The sequence below is a fragment of the Pseudomonas sp. UBA6562 genome, assembly GCF_002434265.1.
In the GTDB taxonomy this organism is placed as follows: Bacteria; Pseudomonadota; Gammaproteobacteria; order Pseudomonadales; family Pseudomonadaceae; genus Aquipseudomonas.
The window spans coordinates 453,149-471,541 of the sequence record NZ_DJJS01000008.1 but is presented as its reverse complement, the minus strand read 5'-3'; the positions used below and the strand labels follow the sequence as shown (position 1 = coordinate 471,541).

Here is an 18,393-nt window from a genome sequence, read left to right as displayed (position 1 = left end):
AATTAAGATGATGAACAGATTAAAACTATCTGTCATGAGTGTTGGGTGCGCCCTGCTGTTGGGGTGTGGAACTTCCCATGGAGAGGCAGCGGAACTTTCGAATTCAGCCAGAATTTACTTCACAGGCAAGAATGGTCAGGATATGCCTGGCGGAAAAGTGTGCTCTATAGAAATTAAAGATTACGCTGTAGTGAAGATGAAAGACACGGCTTGTAAAAACGACGAAGCCTATTACTACAGATTTGAAAATGTTCCGTCTGCCACATTGATCACGTTGGATGCAGAAGATGAATGCCGGTTTCCCGAGGATGTGGGTGATTGGCAATTTACCCTGCGCAGCTACATGAGTCCTACAGACGTTCCATGGCAGAAGATTTCCGATCTGCGACACAAGCGCAAAGGCGATATCGTCGCACCGGGTGTTCTTTATGATTCGGGTGAGTATAACAAGGGCTCAATCGACGGAAAGCTGTCCTGCGTAAAAATCAGACCTTAATCAATTTCGCCTTCCCACAGAGCGAGCACTCACCATGACTGCATCAACGTCCGTCCACTCCAACGCCTTCAATTTTGTCAGCTATCTGAACAATGGTGTCGATTCGCGTACCGGGCTCTATACGCTATCTATCGACCTGCCCAGCCTGACGGGCAACGATCTGCTCGGTCCGGACTTCGAACTGGCCCTGCGCTACAGCCCGCTCACCTTCCAGGACACCGGATACGGCAAGGGCTGGAACCTGCAACTGTCGCAGTTCGATCCGGACCCCGAGCGCCGCATCGTTTCCCTGGCCAGCGGCGAGACCTACAAAGCCACCGGCCGTGTCGGCGCGACCAACCAACTGGCCATGCAAGAAAAGAAAATCGACAGCTTCCATCTGTACGAGGAGTCCGGCAGCCGCTGGCGTCTGGTACACCGCTCGGGTCGCGTGGAGATCCTCGAAACCCAAGGCAGCAGCCAACATCTGCGAGCCTTGCCGGTGCAGGTGTTCAACGAACAAGGCCAATGGATCGAACTCGAGTACGCCAACTTCAACGACGGCATTCCGCGTTTGAGCAAGGTCACCGACATGCGTGGCGAAACGCTGTTGCAGATCGACCGCGAAAATACTTCGGTCACCTTGACCTTCCGAACCGATACCGGCAGCGCTGCCTATACCATGGTGCTGGAAGGTTCCGAACGCCGGGTCGGGCGTATCGAATTGCCTACCGAAAACAAGGCCAGCTGGCGGTTCACATACGACACGCCGTACAGTATCGAATGCATCAGCGAGGTGCACACCCCTACTGGCGGGGTGGAGAAGATATCCTACCAGGACGAGGGGCATAAGTTTCCCATTGGCTCGGGCCTCGATCCGCTGCCCCGGGTGACGCAGCACCTCAACGACCCAGGTCACGAACAGCCCCTGATCAAGACGTGCTACACCTACTCGAAAGACCAGCACAATTTCCTCGGTGGCAATGCGTTGTTGGACTGGAAGGACGACGGCCTGGACAACCTGTTCCGCAAACCCATGGACTACGACTACGGCACCACCGAAACCTTGTGGGTCGATGGCAAACCGGTGCGCAGCATCGAGCGGACCTTCAACAAGTTCCATCTGGTGATCCGCGAAGCGACCTGCCACGGCGATATGCTCAGCGACGATGGCACGTCGGTCGTGGGTGACAACCTGCACGAGGTGTTCACAACCTATAACCTGCTTGCTGACAGGACGTTCGCCGAACAGCCTAAATACTGCCAGCTCCCGCACGGTGTCGAGACCCGGTGGTCGTCGAAGAGCAACCCCACGCGCCTGCGCAAAGAGATCGTCAGCAGCGTGTACGACGACTATGGCAACCTCACTCGGCATACGGCGGCCAATGGCATCGAGCAGACCTATACATGGTATGCGCAGGATGAAGCAGGCTTTCCGGGTGATCCCGAGGGGTTCGTGCGTTACCTCAAAGAAAAGACCGAGATACCCGCAAGTGGGCATGTGGGGAACGTCGCCCCACGCACCAATCGCTACACTTACCAGGGTCTACCAGTGTTGAAGGCTTCCGGCGCATCGATGCTCAAGGACCATTGGTTGGCCCTGCATACCGATACCCTGGCCAGTGGGGGAGATCTGAAGTCGGTCACCACCTCCTACTGCGAAGCGCAATACGAAAACATTCAACCTTCGGCACCAATGGTGCACGGTCGCATACGCGCCCAGGTAACGGCGTTCCCCAGGTCAGGCGCGCAGGCACGCACATTCGATACCCGCACCGACTTCGCCTACTCGTTCGGGGAGGTCGACTGGGACGAGTCGGCACAGGTCGAAGGCCAACGCGATCGCCGCCACATGCTCGCACTCAGAGGGACGTCGATCCTGCAGATTGCCCAGACGCTGTGTGGCCACGATGGCGCATCGAAGGCATTGAGGACCCAACTCTCGCGGGCGACGGGTCAGACGCTGCTGAGCCACGACGACAACGGCATCGAAATTCTCAACCTCTACGACAGCCTGGGTCGCGTCACCCACGAGGTGGTCAGCCCCGGTAAGCCCGAAGAGGCCGAGCGCCGTTACGAATACCAGCTGTGCGCCAGCGATGGCGACCAGGCCACGCAAACGCAGTTCGACGTCAAGGGCGTCAAGACTGTCGCTTACTTTGACGGCCTGCACCGTACAGTAGGCGAGGCGCGTGACGACGCAATGATGGAGTGGTCTTCGGGGGGCTTGAAAGCCATTTACCGGGCCAGTTACGACGCCTGGGGCAATCCACTCAGCGAGACCGAAATCGATTGGCTCAAAGGTAACGAACTGGCGCTCACGACTCAAAAGCGTTACGACGCTTGGGGCGAGCAATTGTGCGTCATCACGCCCGATGGCGTGGCAGAGTTCAGTGAACAGGACCCGATAGGCGATGGGCAGACCGGTCCGATCGTGCGTGAATGGCGGCAGCAATGGCTGGACAAGGATGGCGCCGAGGTGGAGAACGGTCAGAAGACCGCTGTGACCGAAACGCAGATGAACCTGTTCGAAAGTCCTGTCCGGGTACGCCGGCTGACCAAGAAAACGCCGGGCGATGAGCAGGAGACCGTGCCCGTCAGCGAGAAGGTGTTCGAGTACGACGGTTTAGGCCGCAAGGCCAAAGAGGTCACGGGGCTGGTGGCGGACAACAAGCAATCGGAAGCCTTCACCTATGACCCGTTCGACCGCCTCCTCACGCATCAGTTGAAAGAGGGCGAAGTCGTTATCCGCAGTTACGCGCCGCACAGCGCTGGGGATTTGCCTGTCAGCATCAAGGTCAACGACGTGGTGCTCGGCGAGCAGGGTTTCGATGGCCTCGACCGGATGGTGCTATCGATCACGGGCGAGCGCCAGCAGACCTACGCTTACCTGCCGGGGCAGATGCAGCCCTGCACCGTTACCACGCCAATGGGAACCGTCGAGTACGAGTACCTCCCGCACCTGAGCGAAGAGCCGGTCAAACGCACATTGGGTGGCAAGGAAGCGAACTACGGGTTCGACAAGCAGAACGCGCGTCTCGAAAATTGCAGTGAAGAGGACGGCCATGCATTTTCCCGGACGTACTTCAGTACTGGCGAGGTCAAGGTGGAAACGCGTGGCGAGTTCGAGATGGCTTACGCTTACAGCCTGCGTGGACGTCAGGAAAGCTATGTGGACGTACTGGGGCAAACCCAGGACTACAAATACGATAATCAGGGACGGCTGATAAGCACGTCGCTTGGTTCGCTGGAGTCCGAGTTCGTCTATAACGCGCTGGGCCGTACGTGCAGTTACAAGACTGCAGAGAGCGATGAAGGCGGGCAAGTCGTCAACGCATTGACCACGACCCTGGCCTACGATGATCTAGAGCGTGAAATCTCACGGACTTTCACCTTTTCCGACGGCTCCGAACAGGTGTTGACGCAGGCGTACGACGACTTCGACCGGATCGTCAGCCGTACGCTCAAAGATCAGGCGACTGCCGAGCAGGGCATTGAGGTCGATCCCCTGCGCGCCGAGACGTACCGGTACGATACCCGTGGCCGGTTGACCACGTATGAATGCACTGGAGACTTATGCCCGGTCGACCCCTACGGCAAGCAAATCAAAAAGCAGGTGTTCCGTTTCGATGCGCTCGACAATATCAAACAAGTCTTGACCCAATTCGAAGGCGGCTCGAACAACGCCGTCTATTACTTTGAGGAAAAGGACCCTGTTCAACTCAGTCGGATCACCAACAGCGGTGGTGCGCCCTATCCTGAAGTAATCGAGCTCGAATACGACGCCAATGGCAACCTTACGCGCGACGATGCAGCACGTTCGCTGGAGTACGACGCGTTGAACCGTTTGACCCGAGTGACCGATGCCGCGCAGGTCGAGTGCATGTATGGCTACGACCCACTGAACATCCTGAGCTCGACCGACAGTACCGCTTGACCCTGCTGCATGTGGCAGAAAGAAGCCCGGACACCTCAAGGTGCCCGGGCTTTTTATGGCGTTCGCCAACGCTCAGCGATAGCGAATGGTGAAATTGAGCGCGCCCTTGGCAAGCCCTGGTCTAACGGTGTCGGGAGCGCCCGTCTGATAGAAACGGGCGCCGAAGTTGAGGGTGGTCGTGCCGTCTTGCAAGGGCTTGAGGTCTACCTCCTGTTGCAGCGGTAATGGCGAGCTGTCTTCCTTCAGGACCTGGATGCCGACCCCTTCGACCTCCGAATCGCTCGTGAGGCTGAATACGCCATCGAGCCCAGGCACTGGTGTCGAACCGTCGGTGCCGTCGAGCTCGATCGTCGCTCGGGTCAGCCCCCCCGGGTCGGTTTGGCAATTACTCAAGGTAATGGCGAAGGGGATGATGGTCGTGGTGGTACCTACCGCCGTGAAGTCGGCCTTGTCCCAGTCGCCGAGCTCCACAGGGTTGGCGCTGACCGGATCACCGACCACGCTGCACTGCGCCTGCAGGACGGTGGCCTGCAAGCGGTAGCGCACCACCAAGCCCAGCCCTCTGGCGCTGAAATGTCCGGTGAACAGTTCGCTGTCCACCTGATGCAGACCTGGTGCGATCTCGCCGGTCTTGACCAGCGTGACACGGTTCCAGAAGCCTCCGAGTCTGAATCCTCCTACCTCGTTGGCAGCTTGCTGGCTCGAGCCAAAGGGAATGAACGGATTGTGAGGTCCGTCGTCCGGCATGAAGTAACCGTTGGCCGAACCGTTGAAAGGCGCCTCGAGCCTGATGCGTACGCCAACGCCGTCGATGTTGGTTTTCAGGATATGGCCATCGGAAGGCTCGCCCGTAACGGGGGGCAGGGGGTCTGGAAAGATCGGGGCAGTCGCGTTCATGTCGAACCGCCAGAGCACCGTGCCGTCGTTGAAGCAGCGGAATTCGGAACTCGGAGACGCCAGGGTGAACTCGCGCAGTTCCTGTGTGCCGATCACATCGCCTGGCTGGGCGCTACCCGGCACGTGTTGCACGCCTGGCAGCATTCGAATGACATGCAAGGGCGGTACGCCTTTGGTCCAGTCGCATTGATCGTCTGCACGGGCCTGCTGGGCGGTGGCGATCGCGACGCAAATTGCCAAGTATTGCGGGTATTTCATAGGTATGTCCTGATCGGACCGGCAGCTGCTGGCCGGTCTTGACGGTAATGAGCAGCGCAGGTGCGGCTACTCGCAGATCAGTGTCTCTAGACGGTAGCCCTGAACGTGTGCGATCGATTCGGGATCCACTTGGATCAGGCAGCGATCGGTGGGCGCGTCGCCCCAACGGGCTTCGAGGCGTTGCATGCCAGAGTGCATCGACAACATCGCCTGACCTGCCTGGCCTACGATCCCTAGGACATTGCTTTGGGCGTCGTGCAGTGGCGTGCCGAACGGCAGTGGCTCGTGCTGTGCATCGAGCAGTGTCAGCACCACCCGGTTGGTCTGACGGGCGCTGAACTCGTGCTTGACCACCGCCCCGCGGCGCGGCACCACGGTGGCGCTGCCGTTGTCGATTTCGATCTCGGGCCCTAGCTGGTTGGTATCGAGTACCACTTGGTTGGCCCGATAGGGTCGCAAGTGGGGTATCAAGGCATAACCCTTGGCATTGGTCCGCGACGCGCTGTGGTTTTGCACGCCCACGCCCGCAACGTCGGGCACGTGGACCAGCCCGATGGTTTCACCCAGATAAGGGCCCAGTTCCACGCCATCTTCGTGAAGCAGCGCTGCGCCACTGAGGTTGAGGGATAGGCTGTGGTGATCGTCGGCAGCCGTGATGCCGGCACCTATTGAAGCCTGGGGCGCCTGGTAGGCGACGGACAAGCCGGCACTCTGCTGCTGCCGCTCGTTGACCGCGACACTCGCGTTGTAACCCACCTGTCTGAACTGGCTGCTCAACGCGGCACGCTGGGAGGTGCCGTGGGCGGAGTGCTGGAGATCGAGACTCAGTGTGCTGTTGCGGCCGAACTCCAAGGGTATCGACACGCTCAGGCCGAACTGGCGATCACTGCCGGCGGCGTTTGCCGTCAGCGACTGCGAGCCTTGCAGGCTGTAGCTGATGCCCTTGTGCGTGGTGGTGAAGTTCAGTTGGAACTGGCGGTGGCTATCGCTACGCTGCCAATAATACTGTTGCGAGAAGGTCAGGCTGAGGTTGCTGCGCTCGCCGATGCGTTGATTGATGGAGCCTTCGAGCCGACTGCGGCGGCTACCCAGAAAGCGTCGATCGCTGCTGCGCTGGCTGATCCACTCGTCGAAATCGCGGTAGCCCTGGGTTGAGTAACGGTATCCGGCGAAACGCAGTTGCATCCCACTGCCGAAGGACTTGCTGTAGCGGGCGCTGTAGCTCAACCCTTGCAAGGTGGCCTGCTCGACTGGGGAAATGTCGCTCCTGGCATGGGTGACATCGAATGAAAGCGCCCCGAGGTCGCCCAGGTCTTTGGCGATGCCGACGGCCTCAGCGGTATAGCCCTGGCTTGCCATCAGGCCACCATACAAAGTGGCGTTCCAGGCTACGCCCTTGGCCATGGTGGTTTGCCAGAGCAGGGGATTCTGGCTGCCAAAGGCCGGGTTGTAGCGGCCCAGGGTGGTGCTGTAGCGCCATACGCCCGGACGTAGCAGGTTGGTGATACTGGTGTAGGGCTGGGTAAAGCGCCGCACCTGTCCGTCGGCTTCGGTGAGCACCACTTCCAGTTCCCCGGAGGCGCCCACATTCAGGTCGTCGATGGCGTAGGGGCCTGGGCTGACATAGGTCGAATAGATGGGGTAGCCGTTCTGCCAGACCTCGAGCTTGGCGCGCGTTTGCGCTACGCCGCGAAGGGTGGGGGCATAACTGCGCATCGCATCCGGGAGCATGTCGAAGTCGGAAGCCAAGCGGACGCCGACCACGGGAATGCCGGAGAACACGTCACTGCTGGTGAAGGTTTCACCCAGCGTCACATTGCCCCATGTGCCTGGCAAGTCGTGTTGGGCGTAGGTGTAAGCACGGGTCCAGGTTTGTCGCCCATCCAGGTCGCGTCGCCAGGATTGGTTGCTGCGCAGCCGCCAGCCGCCCAGGTTGACGCCACTGTTCAAGTACAGATCCTCACTGCTGTAGCGTCCGCGCGTACGGCTGTCGCTTCTTTGCATCGAAGCCTGATAACTGACGAATGCCGCACTGATGCCATCGTCCCAAGTGGCAGGGTCTACCTGGGCGAACCTGTCCCGGCGTAGAGCGATCTGCGGGATGGAGATCGCCAGCCGTAATTGCCTCGAATCGAAGTCCACCCGCGCGCCGGGGACCAGTCTGGTCAGGTCCAGGCAGGCGCTTGCAGCGGCTGAGGCGTCGGCGATGGCTTCCAGGCGCAGCCCCAACTCGCTCAACAGGTCGGGCGCAAGGCACGGCTGCAATGGCCCATCTGGAGACGCGGCCTCGAAGTCGAGCTCATGGACACCCACGACACTCAGGTTGACGAGCACTTCTACAGGGTAGCGGCCCGGTGGCAGTTCCTTGTGTTCGGACAGTCCACGCAAGGCGTGGGCGGCATTCGCTCGCGGTTGTCCTGGCGACAGATACAGAAAGCTGGCTTGAAACTCCGTATCCGCCTGAGGATCGGTGCTCGCGAGCACTGCACCGGCCCAGAGGCATAAGGCGGTCGGGCAAAAGAGGCGCAGGCGAGGCCGCCTGCACCCGTGGGGTTGCAGGGTCATAGGATTTCCTTAGGCGTTAGCGCTGGGGGCAGCGGGCGTCGTGCACGGGGAGGGTCAGCGGTTTACTGGTGCCGCCGTAATCGTTGATGACCGTGACGACGGCTTGCAGATCGCTGCCGTCCATACCGCTTGGCAGCGCGACGTCGAGCGTGGACATCGGCGCAAGCATGTCCGAGCCGGGGAGGGCCTTCTGGCGTTTGCCCTCGATCAGATCCAGGCGGCTGAACGTGTAGTGGTAGGGCGTGGGGTTTTCCAGAGTCAGACGTGGACGGCCATCGCATTGCATTCTGCTCAAGCGCAGTTCCTTGAGCCTGTCCACCGGATTGCCCTGGACTTGCACAGGGCGGTAGAACAGCTTGATCCGTGTGCGCAGAGCGATGTTCAAGGCATTACGCTGATCGCCGATCGCCTGAGGAATTTCCTGCAGGTTGAAAAACAGCAGCGACTCGCGGTCTTGTGGCAGGTCGTTGGGCAGCGCGCTGATCTGTACCGACTGTTCCTTGCCCGCCCCGAGCCTGAACAGCGCGGGGGCTGTCATGAAGGGTACGGCCGTAGTGGTGTCGTCGGCCTCGGTGTTGATCCAGGCCTGTGCGGCAAAGGGGCGTTGGCTGGGGTTGGTGACCACGACCGAAGCACTGCGCTGGCTACTTTCATATACGATGCGTGTGCTGCTGATGGTGAGCGCAGCGTGGGCGCTGTTGAGCATGCAGGCCGTAAGCAGCAGGCAGCCGCCAAACAGCCTCAAGTTGCAAATGAGGGGAGGCATGAAGAAATGACCGAATGGCTGGAAACGGGAAACCAGGTGCGCAATGGCACCTGGCAAGGCATCAAGGCAATGTGACGGTGAAGTTCACATCCGCATTGGCAGCGCCGTCGGTCACGGTTCCGGTTTTGGTCAACGAGGCATAGAACTTCATGTCGGTCGTTCCGGTGGAGGCTATGTCGTATTCTTTGGAATCGGTTCTAGGCTTGATCGAGGCGTAGTCTTCGTCCTTGATCTCCAAGGCAATGCCTTCGGCGCCTGCGGTGCGAATGGCGTAATACTGTCCCGAGCTACCCGCATCGCCTGCTATGGAGTCGAATTTCACTTTCGCTTTCGTATTTGGCGCGATGACGCAGGTGGCATCCGCCTCGACTCGCAAGGCGAACGCAACATCGGTCGTGGAGTTTTGCGCCGCGAAATACTTGATCGGATAAACACCCAGGTCTACCCAACCCAGGCTGCCCAACGCGGGTTCTACAACTTCGATCGGGCAAGTGCTGCCGCCGTTGATGTGCCCTTTGAAGAGAATCTTACCGGTTTCGGTGGCAGCCATCGCCGCATTGCTTGCCATGCCCAGCGCGAGCATCAGGAGGATTTTTTTCATGGTTGATCCATACGTTGAAAAATTGGCATTGCTGCGTGCTCGGCACGCAGCATTTCAAGTTTCTTGAGCGCTCTTGAAACGGCGCTTATCGTATGAATACGTGGGGAATACGACTGTAGGAAGAAAGCAATGATGTGTGACGAATCTTCGACGGTTTTCACAATCGAGCAGCAATGAATCTCAATGACGTTGGCGGTCGTCCGTTGCGCCTAAAAGCTGTTTTTCTGCATGCCAGTCGAAAGGCTGCCCCTGTTGTTGCGCTTCGTAGCGCCGCTCCTCCAACTGTTGGTAAAGGTCCAGCTCCTCGTCAGGCATGTAATGAAGGCAGTCGCCGCCGAAGAACCAAAGTAGATCGCGTGGCACCAGGTGAGCGATTTGTGGATACCGCTGGATGATCTGGCAGAGTAGATCCTGGCCCAAGTACTGGCTGTCCAGTGGGTGGGTCGGCAGTTGGGTCAGAAGTTCGTCGTAGCGCTCGAGAAACAGTGCATGGCTTTCCTCCGGTACCTGCTCGGCATCACCCAGAGCTACCAAAATGGTGCGGAGGTGAGCCAGCAGTTGCAGGTGATATGCCAAGTGGGGGTTGGTCATTACGATACTCCAGGTGCTATGAAACGAGGGCGGAGTATACGCCGCCCCAGCGTCCAAAACGTAAGAGGACGGTTTGCAATGGCGCGCCCAGGATCGGCTGAGCAAGTGACTCGGGTGCGTATCAGGCTAGGTGCGGTGTTCGCTGACCCTACCGACCCACGGAGGTACTGCATGGCTTCTCCTAATCGCAAAGGCGATGCCATGTCTCGCAATACGCAAGATGGCATCGTTGCGACTAAAGACGGACACCTTACCGCGCGTGAGCGTCCGTTTCTGGTTCAGCGCACGTTGTCTTGCGCAGGCAGTATCTGCGTTTTATCGAACGCGTCGACGTCGATCACCACTTTGCGAGCCCGCTCCGCTTCATGCAGTTGGCGAGCCTCTTGCGGTTGCAATACGCCGCTTTCAAAGGCCGCATCTATCGCCGATTGACCCGGGGCCGGTCGGACAGTCCCCCGTTTGATCGCTTCACGCAACGTTTTGTACAGAGCCGAAGTCTGTGCCAAGAGATCGCTGGCTCGCTGCAAGGCAGCCACCGGATCGCCGTCGGCCTGGGGTCTGAAGCATCCGGCGAGCAGCTCTTCCAATGCCGGATCGCCTTTGGCGCGACCAATCAGTGCCGCTACCGCTGCATCGAGCTCGTCGCTGGGCCCTGTGTGCTGGCGGCCGAATGGGAAGACCAGCAAGCGCAGTGCCCAACTCACCCCCCGTTGAGGGAAGTTGTCGAGCAATTGATCGAGCGCGCATTCGGCCTTGCCCAAGCTTTCTTCCATCGCCCAACGCAGCAGCACACGCATGTGTTCGGGTGAACCCAGATCGTGATACCGCTTGAGCGAGGCCGAGGCCAGATACAGATAGCTCAGCACATCGCCAAGACGAGCGCTCAATCGTTCGCGGCGTTTGAGCGAGCCGCCCAATAGCATCATCGACAGGTCCGCCATCATGGCAAAGGCAGCTGCCAGTCGGTTCAGGGCGCGGAAATAGCCCTGGCTCAGGCTGTCACCAGGGGTTTTTTCGAAGCGACCCAGGCCCAGGCCCAGTACGAAAGTGCTGGCCGCATTGCTCAGTGCGAAGCCAACGTGCTGCATCAGCAACGGATCGAACGCCTTCAGCGCCTCTTCGTGGTCGGGCTGTGCCGCCAGCGCCATTTCCTTGAGCACGAAGGGGTGGCAGCGAATGGCTCCCTGGCCGAAGATCATCAGGTTGCGTGACAGGATGTTCGCGCCTTCGACGGTAATGAAGATCGGCGCGCCTTGCCAGTTGCGGCCCAAATAGTTGTTCGGGCCCATGATGATGCCCTTGCCACCGTGCACGTCCATGGCGTGCTGAATACATTCACGACCACGCTCGGTCAGGTGGTATTTGAGGATGGCCGACAGTACCGAAGGCTTTTCGCCCAGGTCCACCGCTTGCGCGGTGAGCAGGCGGGCGCTGTCCATCAGCCAGGCGTTGCCGCCGATGCGCGCGAGCGACTCCTGGATGCCTTCGAAGGCCGCCAGCGGCACGTTGAACTGCTCGCGGACGTTGGCGTATTGGCCTGTGACCAGGCTCGTGTACTTGGCAGCGCCCGTGCCCACCGCCGGCAGGGAGATGGAGCGGCCCACCGACAGGCAGTTCATCAGCATCATCCAGCCTTTGCCGAGCATGGCCTGACCGCCGATCAGGAAGTCCAGCGGGACGAAGACGTCTTTGCCGCTGTTGGGCCCGTTCATGAAGGCAGCGCCCAGCGGCAGATGGCGGCGGCCGATCTCGACGCCGGGGGTATCGGTGGGGATCAGCGCCAGGCTGATGCCCAGCTCCTCTTGGTCGCCTAGCAGATGCTCAGGGTCATAGGCCTTGAAGGCCAAACCCAGCAAAGTGGCCACCGGCCCGAGGGTGATGTAGCGTTTGTCCCAGGTCAGGCGTAGACCCAGCACCTCCTCACCGTTCCACTGCCCTTTGCAGATGATCCCCGTGTCGGGCATGGCGCCTGCATCGGAACCTGCGTGGGGGCCGGTGAGGGCGAAGCAGGGAATGTCATCGCCGCGGGCCAGGCGGGGCAGGTAGTGGTTGCGTTGCTCGTCGGTGCCGTAATGCAGCAACAGTTCGGCAGGGCCGAGCGAATTGGGCACCATCACGGTCGAGGCCAGATCGCCGCTTCGGGTCGCCAGCTTCATGGCGACTTGCGAATGGGCATAGGCCGAGAAGCCCTTGCCACCATATTCCTTGGGAATGATCAGGGCGAAGAAGCCGTGATCCTTGATGTGCTGCCAGGCTTCGGGCGGAAGGTCCATGTCCTGGCCGATCTGCCAGTCGCTGACCATGGCGCACAACGCTTCGGTCGGCCCGTCGATGAACGCCTGCTCCTCTTCGGTCAGGCGCGGGGCAGGGTAGGCGAGCAGGGTGTTCCAGTCCGGGCGGCCGCTAAACAGTTGGCCGTCCCACCACACCGTGCCGGCATCGATGGCTTCGCGTTCGGTTTGCGACATGGGCGGCAGAGTCCGACGCACCCAGTTGAACGTCGGCCCGCTGATGGTCTTGCGGCGCCACTCGGGCAGCACCAGAACTGCGGTACCAAGCGCGATGAAGACCCATAGTAGTATCAGCAACCAACCTGGCGCCTTGCTGAAGATGCCCATGAGCACCGTATAGGCGGCGACCGCCGCGACAATCTGCAACGGCGCCAGACGACGATGCGTGAGATACGCGACGCCGAGCACCAGCACTACCAGCCACAACAGCAACATGAGCGTTTCCTCCGTGGAACGTGGGTATGGGCCTAAACCTTAGAGCGTAGCTTGCCTGGGACGCTGGCCCTCATCAGAGCAGTGACAGGTTGTGTACCCGGGAGTTCGTTCCCACTGCCAAGCCTCCGTCTTCCATGCCGGGCTGCACGCACTTGGCCGTGAGGGTGGCGTACACTGGCCAGCCTCGTGCATTGAACAAGGACATCGCCATGCTGAAGATCTGGGGCCGCAAGAATTCGAGCAACGTACGCAAGGTGCTGTGGGTCGCCCGTGAATTGGGTCTGGATTTCACCTCGATCGATGCGGGCGGTGCCTTCGGTGTCGTGGACCAGCCCGAGTACCGCGCCAAGAACCCCAATGGTCTGGTGCCCATGCTCGAAGATGGCGAGCTGACACTGTGGGAATCCAACGCCATCGTCCGCTACCTGTGCGCCGAATACGGCCGCGCACAGGGGTGGTACCTGGACGATCCACGTCAGCGTGCCACAGCCGACAAATGGATGGACTGGACCACCTCGGCATTGGCCGGGCCGTTCAAGCCGTTGTTCTGGGGGCTGCTGCGCACGCCCGAAGCACAGCGCGACTGGCTGGCGATCAATGCCGCGCACAAGCAATGCGCCCAGCTGTTCTCGATGGCTGACCAGGCGTTGGCCACACAGCCCTATCTGTCGGGAGACACCCTCGGAATGGGCGACGTACCTTTGGGCAGCTTCGCCTACGCCTGGTTCGAGTTGCCTATCGAACGCCCGCCACTGCGCCACCTCGAAGCCTGGTACGCGCGCCTGACGCAGCGCCCGGCCTACCAAGCAGGCGTGATGAGCGCGTTGACCTGATCGAACACCACGAGGCTTTCGATAGTCACTATCGATACGCATGACTGTACTTGCGCGGCATGGCCTTGCACCATGCCGGCACCCATTGCGCCAGTGTCCTGTCCTGGCGCGCTCCGACTTCCTTTCTTGGTAATCGACCCGCTATGAGTTCTGCCCTGTCCATCCGACAGCTGACCAAGACCTACGGCAATGGCTTCCAGGCCCTCAGTGGCATCGACCTGGACGTGGCCGAAGGCGACTTCTTCGCACTGCTCGGCCCCAACGGCGCTGGCAAATCCACGACCATCGGCATCCTCTCGACGCTGGTGAACAAGACCAGCGGCACCGTCAACGTGTTCGGCCACGACCTCGATCGCGAGCCCGCCGCGCTCAAGCGCAACCTGGGCGTGGTGCCGCAGGAGTTCAATTTCAACCAGTTCGAGAAGACCTTCGACATCGTCGTGACCCAGGCCGGTTACTACGGCATCAAGCCCGCGCTGGCCAAGGAACGCGCCGAGCAATACCTCACCCAGCTGGGCTTGTGGGACAAGCGCGACGTGCCATCGCGCTCACTCTCTGGTGGTATGAAGCGCCGCTTGATGATCGCCCGGGCGCTGATCCACGAGCCACGCCTGGTGATCCTCGACGAGCCCACCGCAGGCGTTGACATCGAGCTACGTCGCTCCATGTGGACTTTCCTCACCGAGCTGAACCAGAAAGGGGTGACCATCATCCTCACCACGCATTATTTGGAAGAAGCCGAACAGCTGTGCCGCAACATCGGCATCATCGACCACGGCACCATCGTCGAAAACACCAGCATGCGTCAGTTGCTCGGCAAACTGCATGTCGAAACGTTCCTGCTGGACATCAGGCAGTCGCTGACCGTGGCGCCCACGCTGCAGGGTTACCCGACGCGGTTGGTGACGCCGCATACCCTGGAAGTGCAGGTCGACAAAGACGTCGGCATCACGGCGCTGTTCGCTCAATTGGCGCTGCAAAACCTCGAAGTGCAGAGCTTGCGCAATAAGACCAATCGGCTGGAGGAACTGTTCGTGTCACTGGTGGAGAAGAACTTGTCGAAGGTGGCGGTATGAGCGTGGAACTGAGCACCAACTGGGTTGCCCTCAACACCATCGTCTATCGCGAGGTACGCCGTTTCCTGCGCATCTGGCCGCAGACCTTGCTGCCGCCGGCGATCACCATGGTGCTGTATTTCGTCATCTTCGGGAATTTGATCGGCCGGCAGATCGGCGACATGGGCGGCTTCACTTACATGGAGTACATCGTGCCGGGGCTGATCATGATGTCGGTGATCACCAACTCCTATGGCAACGTGGTGTCGAGCTTCTTCGGCGCCAAGTTCCAGCGTTCCATCGAGGAATTGATGGTGTCGCCGGTATCGCCGCACACCATTCTCATCGGCTATGCCCTGGGCGGCGTGTTGCGTGGCCTGGCGGTGGGCGTGATCGTGACCTTGCTGTCGTTCTTCTTCACCCACCTGCAGGTTCACCACTTGGGCATCACGGTCCTGGTGGTGCTGCTGACGGCCACCATCTTTTCGCTGTTGGGCTTCGTCAACGCGGTGTTCGCGCGCAACTTCGACGACATTTCGATCATTCCGACCTTTGTGCTGACGCCGCTGACCTACCTGGGCGGTGTGTTCTATTCGATCAACCTACTGCCGCCGTTCTGGCAAACCGTCTCGTTGGCCAACCCCGTGCTGCACATGGTCAACTCGTTCCGTTACGGCATTCTCGGCGTTTCGGACATCAGCATCGGCACGGCCATCACCTTCATGCTGGTCGCTACCGTAGTGCTTTACGTGGTGTGCGTGCGTTTGCTGGTCAGCGGGCGTGGGATGCGTGCCTGAGGCTCTGAGCGAGCGCCGGCGCCATTGCCGGCCTACCCACCAGCGCCAGTAGAGCAGGGTGCCGCAGTAACCGAGCAGGCCCAGCACGATTGCGCACGCTACCGACCCCAGTAGGAAAGGTTGCCAGAGGGTCGCCAATTGCCCGGTGACCCACTCGACCGTTATGTCTTCGGGCAAGTGGCGTGGCGGTACCTGCAACAACCAGGCACCGGTCATGTAGGTGACGAAGAATACTGGCGGCATGGTCAGCGGATTGGTCAGCCATACCAGGCTGACCGCAATCGGCAGGTTGCCCCGCGCCGGGATGGCCAGTGCCGCCGCCAGCAGCATCTGCATGGGGATGGGGATCAGCGCGGCGAACAGGCCGATGCCCATCGCCCGTGACACCGAGTGGCGGTTCAGGTGCCAGAGGTTCGGGTCATGCAGGAGCCGACCGAAAAAACGTAAGCTCTTGTGTTCACGGATGCTGGTCGGATCGGGCAAGTAGCGTTTGAACAGACGACGCGGCATGGCGGCCCCCGGGCGTTGGACGGTGCAGTATGCCCGCATCCTTCGGCCACCTCGTTCAGAGTTTGTGACAATTGTTAAGCGAGCAGCGCTTCCCTGTAGGCTATTGCTAGTGGGTCGTTCACTGGGGAGAGTCCTGACCCATGCGCACAAGGATGGTTGCGCTGGCCCTTGGCCTGTTGTCGCTGCGTTTTCTACCCGCATTGCCGTCGGTCGGTTGGTTGCTGGCAGGGGCCTTGCTGGCCACTGTGTGCCTGTGCGTACAGCGCGGGTTCGCCGGCTGGCTATTGTTCGGGCTGTGCTGGGCCTGCGCCTCGGCGCATTGGGCGCTGGCGGATCGGCTGGCATCCGAACTCGACGGCCGCACGTTGTGGCTGGAGGGGCAGGTAGTTGGGCTGCCAGCCCGTTCGGCCCAAGGTGTGCGCTTCGAGTTGCAAGGCGCGACTTCGCGTCGCGCCGAGCTACCCAAGCGCGTGCAATTGAGCTGGTTCGACGGGCCGCCGGTATTGGCGGGGGAGCGGTGGCGCCTTGCCGTCACGCTCAAGCGGCCGCATGGTCTGCTCAACCCACACGGGCCCGACCGCGAGGCCAGCCTGCTGGCGCGGCGCATCGGTGCCACCGGCACGGTCAAGGCTGGCGAGCGCTTGCAAAGCTTGACGCCTGGCTGGCGCGAAGCGCTGCGCCAGCGTCTGCTCGGTGTCGATGCCCAGGGGCAGCAGGCCGCGCTGGTGGCGTTGGTGCTAGGCGATGGCAGTGCGCTCGACCCGGCGCAATGGCAGGCCCTGCGCGACACGGGCACGGTGCATCTGCTGGTGATCTCTGGTCAGCACATCGGGCTGTTGGCAGGGTTGGTGTATGGCCTGGTCGCAGGGCTCGCGCGCCTGGGCGCATGGCCCTCGCGGTTGCCCTGGCTGCCTTGGGCTTGCGGGCTGTCGTTGTTGGCGGCGCTGGGCTATGGCTGGCTGGCGGGTTTCCAGGTACCTGTGCAGCGGGCTTGCCTGATGCTGGCGATGGTTCTGCTGTGGCGGCTGCGCTTTCGTCACATGGGCGCAAGCGTGCCGTGGCTGCTGGCGTTGAACGGCGTGTTGCTGATGGAGCCGTTGGCCAGCTTGTTGCCAGGGTTCTGGCTGTCGTTCGCAGCGGTGGCGGTGCTGATCTATTGCTTTGCCGGTCGGCTCGGCGGCTGGCGACCTTGGCAGGCCTGGAGCCGTGCGCAGTGGGTGATCGCCGTGGGGCTATTGCCAGCGTTGCTGGCATTGGGCTTGCCCGTGAGCCTGAGCGCGCCGCTGGCCAACCTGCTGGCGGTACCCTGGATCAGTTTCATTGTCTTGCCCCTGGCGCTGCTGGGCACCGGGTCGCTCTGGCTGGACGGCCTGGGCGAGTGGCTGCTATGGCTGGCCAGTGGTGGGCTGCGTGTGCTGTTCGAAGCGCTCGGCCATGCGGCGCTGTGGCGACCCGCTTGGCAACCGCCGGCGCTGCCGATGTGGGCCTGGCTGCTGGTGCTGGCCGGCGCGCTGGTACTCCTGCTGCCGCGCGGGGTGCCGCTGCGCGGGCTTGGCGCGGTGATGCTGCTGGCGCTTTGGGCGCCAGTGCCGAGCGTTCCGCAAGGCCAGGCCGAAGTGGTGTATTTGGACGTCGGCCAAGGCCTTGCGGTGCTGGTACGGACCCGTCACCACGCCCTGCTGTACGATGCCGGCCCGGCATTCGGCGAGCTGGACCTAGGCGAGCAGGTGGTGCTACCTACCTTACGTAAGTTGGGGGTCAGGCAGCTCGATGTGATGTTGATCAGCCACGCCCATGCCGACCATGCGGGCGGCGCCGGTGCGGTGCAGCGAGGTCTGCCGATAGGTCGGGTGATCAGCGGCGAGCCGGACGATCTGCCGGGTGGCATGGCGGCTGAGCCCTGCCGCACCGACGAGCGCTGGACCTGGGATGGCGTGGAGTTTTCGCTCTGGCGTTGGTCGGCCGCTGCCAGCAGCAATGAGCGCTCCTGCGTGCTGCTGGTGGAGGCCCTAGGCGAGCGCCTGCTGTTGGCCGGCGACATCGAGCGCGGAGCGGAACGCGTCTGGCTCGCGCAACCCGAGCCGCCCACCGTCGACTGGCTGCAAGCGCCCCACCATGGCAGCCGCAGCTCTTCCAGCGAACCTTTCCTGCGCGCCTTGGCAGCGCGCGGCGCCTTGGTTTCCCGGGGCCGCGGCAACCGCTTCGGCCATCCCCATCCGCAGGTACTGGCGCGCTACCAGCGCCACCGCATGCAAGTGCACGACACCGCAGCGCACGGCGCTTTGACGCTACGCCTGGGCAGCCATGGCGAGGTGCGCCGGCTGCGGGCCGAGCGGCGCTTCTGGCGCGATCCGCCACCCGCTGAACAGGCCCTGCGTTGAG

The 18,393-nt window shown here is 61.3% G+C and carries 12 protein-coding genes and 1 pseudogene; 6 read left to right on the top strand and 7 right to left on the bottom strand.

The genetic code is table 11. The annotated features are described in order from the left end of the window. Positions 1-7: 7 nt before the first annotated feature. Both B4M43_RS17800 and B4M43_RS17795 read left to right on the top strand, forming a co-directional pair. Positions 8-496 (top strand): hypothetical protein, encoded by a 489-nt coding sequence (locus B4M43_RS17800; RefSeq protein ID WP_296268781.1) that lies wholly within the window; start codon positions 8-10, stop codon positions 494-496. A 34-nt stretch (positions 497-530) separates the two neighbouring features. Further along, positions 531-4,412: an RHS repeat domain-containing protein gene (locus B4M43_RS17795; protein ID WP_296268780.1), complete on the top strand. Its 3,882-nt coding sequence runs from the start codon at positions 531-533 to the stop codon at positions 4,410-4,412. 72 nt (positions 4,413-4,484) lie between these two features. Here the strand turns inward: B4M43_RS17795 and B4M43_RS17790 are convergent, their stop codons facing one another. From B4M43_RS17790 to B4M43_RS17765, 6 genes are all read right to left on the bottom strand, one after another. Continuing rightward, on the bottom strand, positions 4,485-5,567 hold the full coding sequence (locus tag B4M43_RS17790) for a fimbrial protein (RefSeq protein WP_296268779.1): 1,083 nt from the start codon (positions 5,565-5,567) through the stop codon (positions 4,485-4,487). Positions 5,568-5,633: 66 nt separating this feature from the next. Further along, complete coding sequence (locus B4M43_RS17785) at positions 5,634-8,132, bottom strand: fimbria/pilus outer membrane usher protein (protein ID WP_296268778.1); 2,499 nt, start codon at positions 8,130-8,132, stop codon at positions 5,634-5,636. A gap of 16 nt (positions 8,133-8,148) precedes the next feature. Further along, positions 8,149-8,898, bottom strand: coding sequence for a fimbrial biogenesis chaperone (locus tag B4M43_RS17780; protein ID WP_296268777.1), 750 nt, complete (start codon positions 8,896-8,898; stop codon positions 8,149-8,151). A gap of 61 nt (positions 8,899-8,959) precedes the next feature. Next, positions 8,960-9,499 (bottom strand): fimbrial protein, encoded by a 540-nt coding sequence (locus B4M43_RS17775; protein WP_296268776.1) that lies wholly within the window; start codon positions 9,497-9,499, stop codon positions 8,960-8,962. Between the two features lie 180 nt (positions 9,500-9,679). Then, positions 9,680-10,090: a PA2817 family protein gene (locus B4M43_RS17770; protein ID WP_296268775.1), complete on the bottom strand. Its 411-nt coding sequence runs from the start codon at positions 10,088-10,090 to the stop codon at positions 9,680-9,682. 278 nt (positions 10,091-10,368) lie between these two features. Continuing rightward, positions 10,369-12,816: an acyl-CoA dehydrogenase gene (locus B4M43_RS17765; protein ID WP_296268774.1), complete on the bottom strand. Its 2,448-nt coding sequence runs from the start codon at positions 12,814-12,816 to the stop codon at positions 10,369-10,371. 209 nt (positions 12,817-13,025) lie between these two features. On the opposite strand from B4M43_RS17765, the gene B4M43_RS17760 reads away from it, so the two are divergent. The 3 genes from B4M43_RS17760 (at position 13,026) to B4M43_RS17750 (ending at position 15,501) form a co-directional block, all read left to right on the top strand. Then, complete coding sequence (locus B4M43_RS17760; RefSeq protein ID WP_296268773.1) at positions 13,026-13,649, top strand: glutathione S-transferase; 624 nt, start codon at positions 13,026-13,028, stop codon at positions 13,647-13,649. A gap of 143 nt (positions 13,650-13,792) precedes the next feature. Further along, a complete protein-coding gene (locus B4M43_RS17755) occupies positions 13,793-14,725 on the top strand; it encodes an ABC transporter ATP-binding protein (protein ID WP_296268772.1) in 933 nt (310 codons plus the stop codon). Beyond that, a complete protein-coding gene (locus B4M43_RS17750) occupies positions 14,722-15,501 on the top strand; it encodes an ABC transporter permease (RefSeq protein ID WP_296268771.1) in 780 nt (259 codons plus the stop codon). Before B4M43_RS17755 ends, B4M43_RS17750 begins: the two co-directional genes overlap by 4 nt. A gap of 3 nt (positions 15,502-15,504) precedes the next feature. Here B4M43_RS17750 and B4M43_RS17745 read toward each other — a convergent pair. Continuing rightward, positions 15,505-16,011: pseudogene (locus tag B4M43_RS17745) on the bottom strand (DUF2062 domain-containing protein); the annotation flags it as partial. A 140-nt stretch (positions 16,012-16,151) separates the two neighbouring features. Between B4M43_RS17745 and B4M43_RS17740 the strand changes: the two are divergent. Continuing rightward, positions 16,152-18,392 (top strand): DNA internalization-related competence protein ComEC/Rec2, encoded by a 2,241-nt coding sequence (locus B4M43_RS17740; RefSeq protein WP_296268770.1) that lies wholly within the window; start codon positions 16,152-16,154, stop codon positions 18,390-18,392. Position 18,393 lies beyond the last annotated feature (1 nt).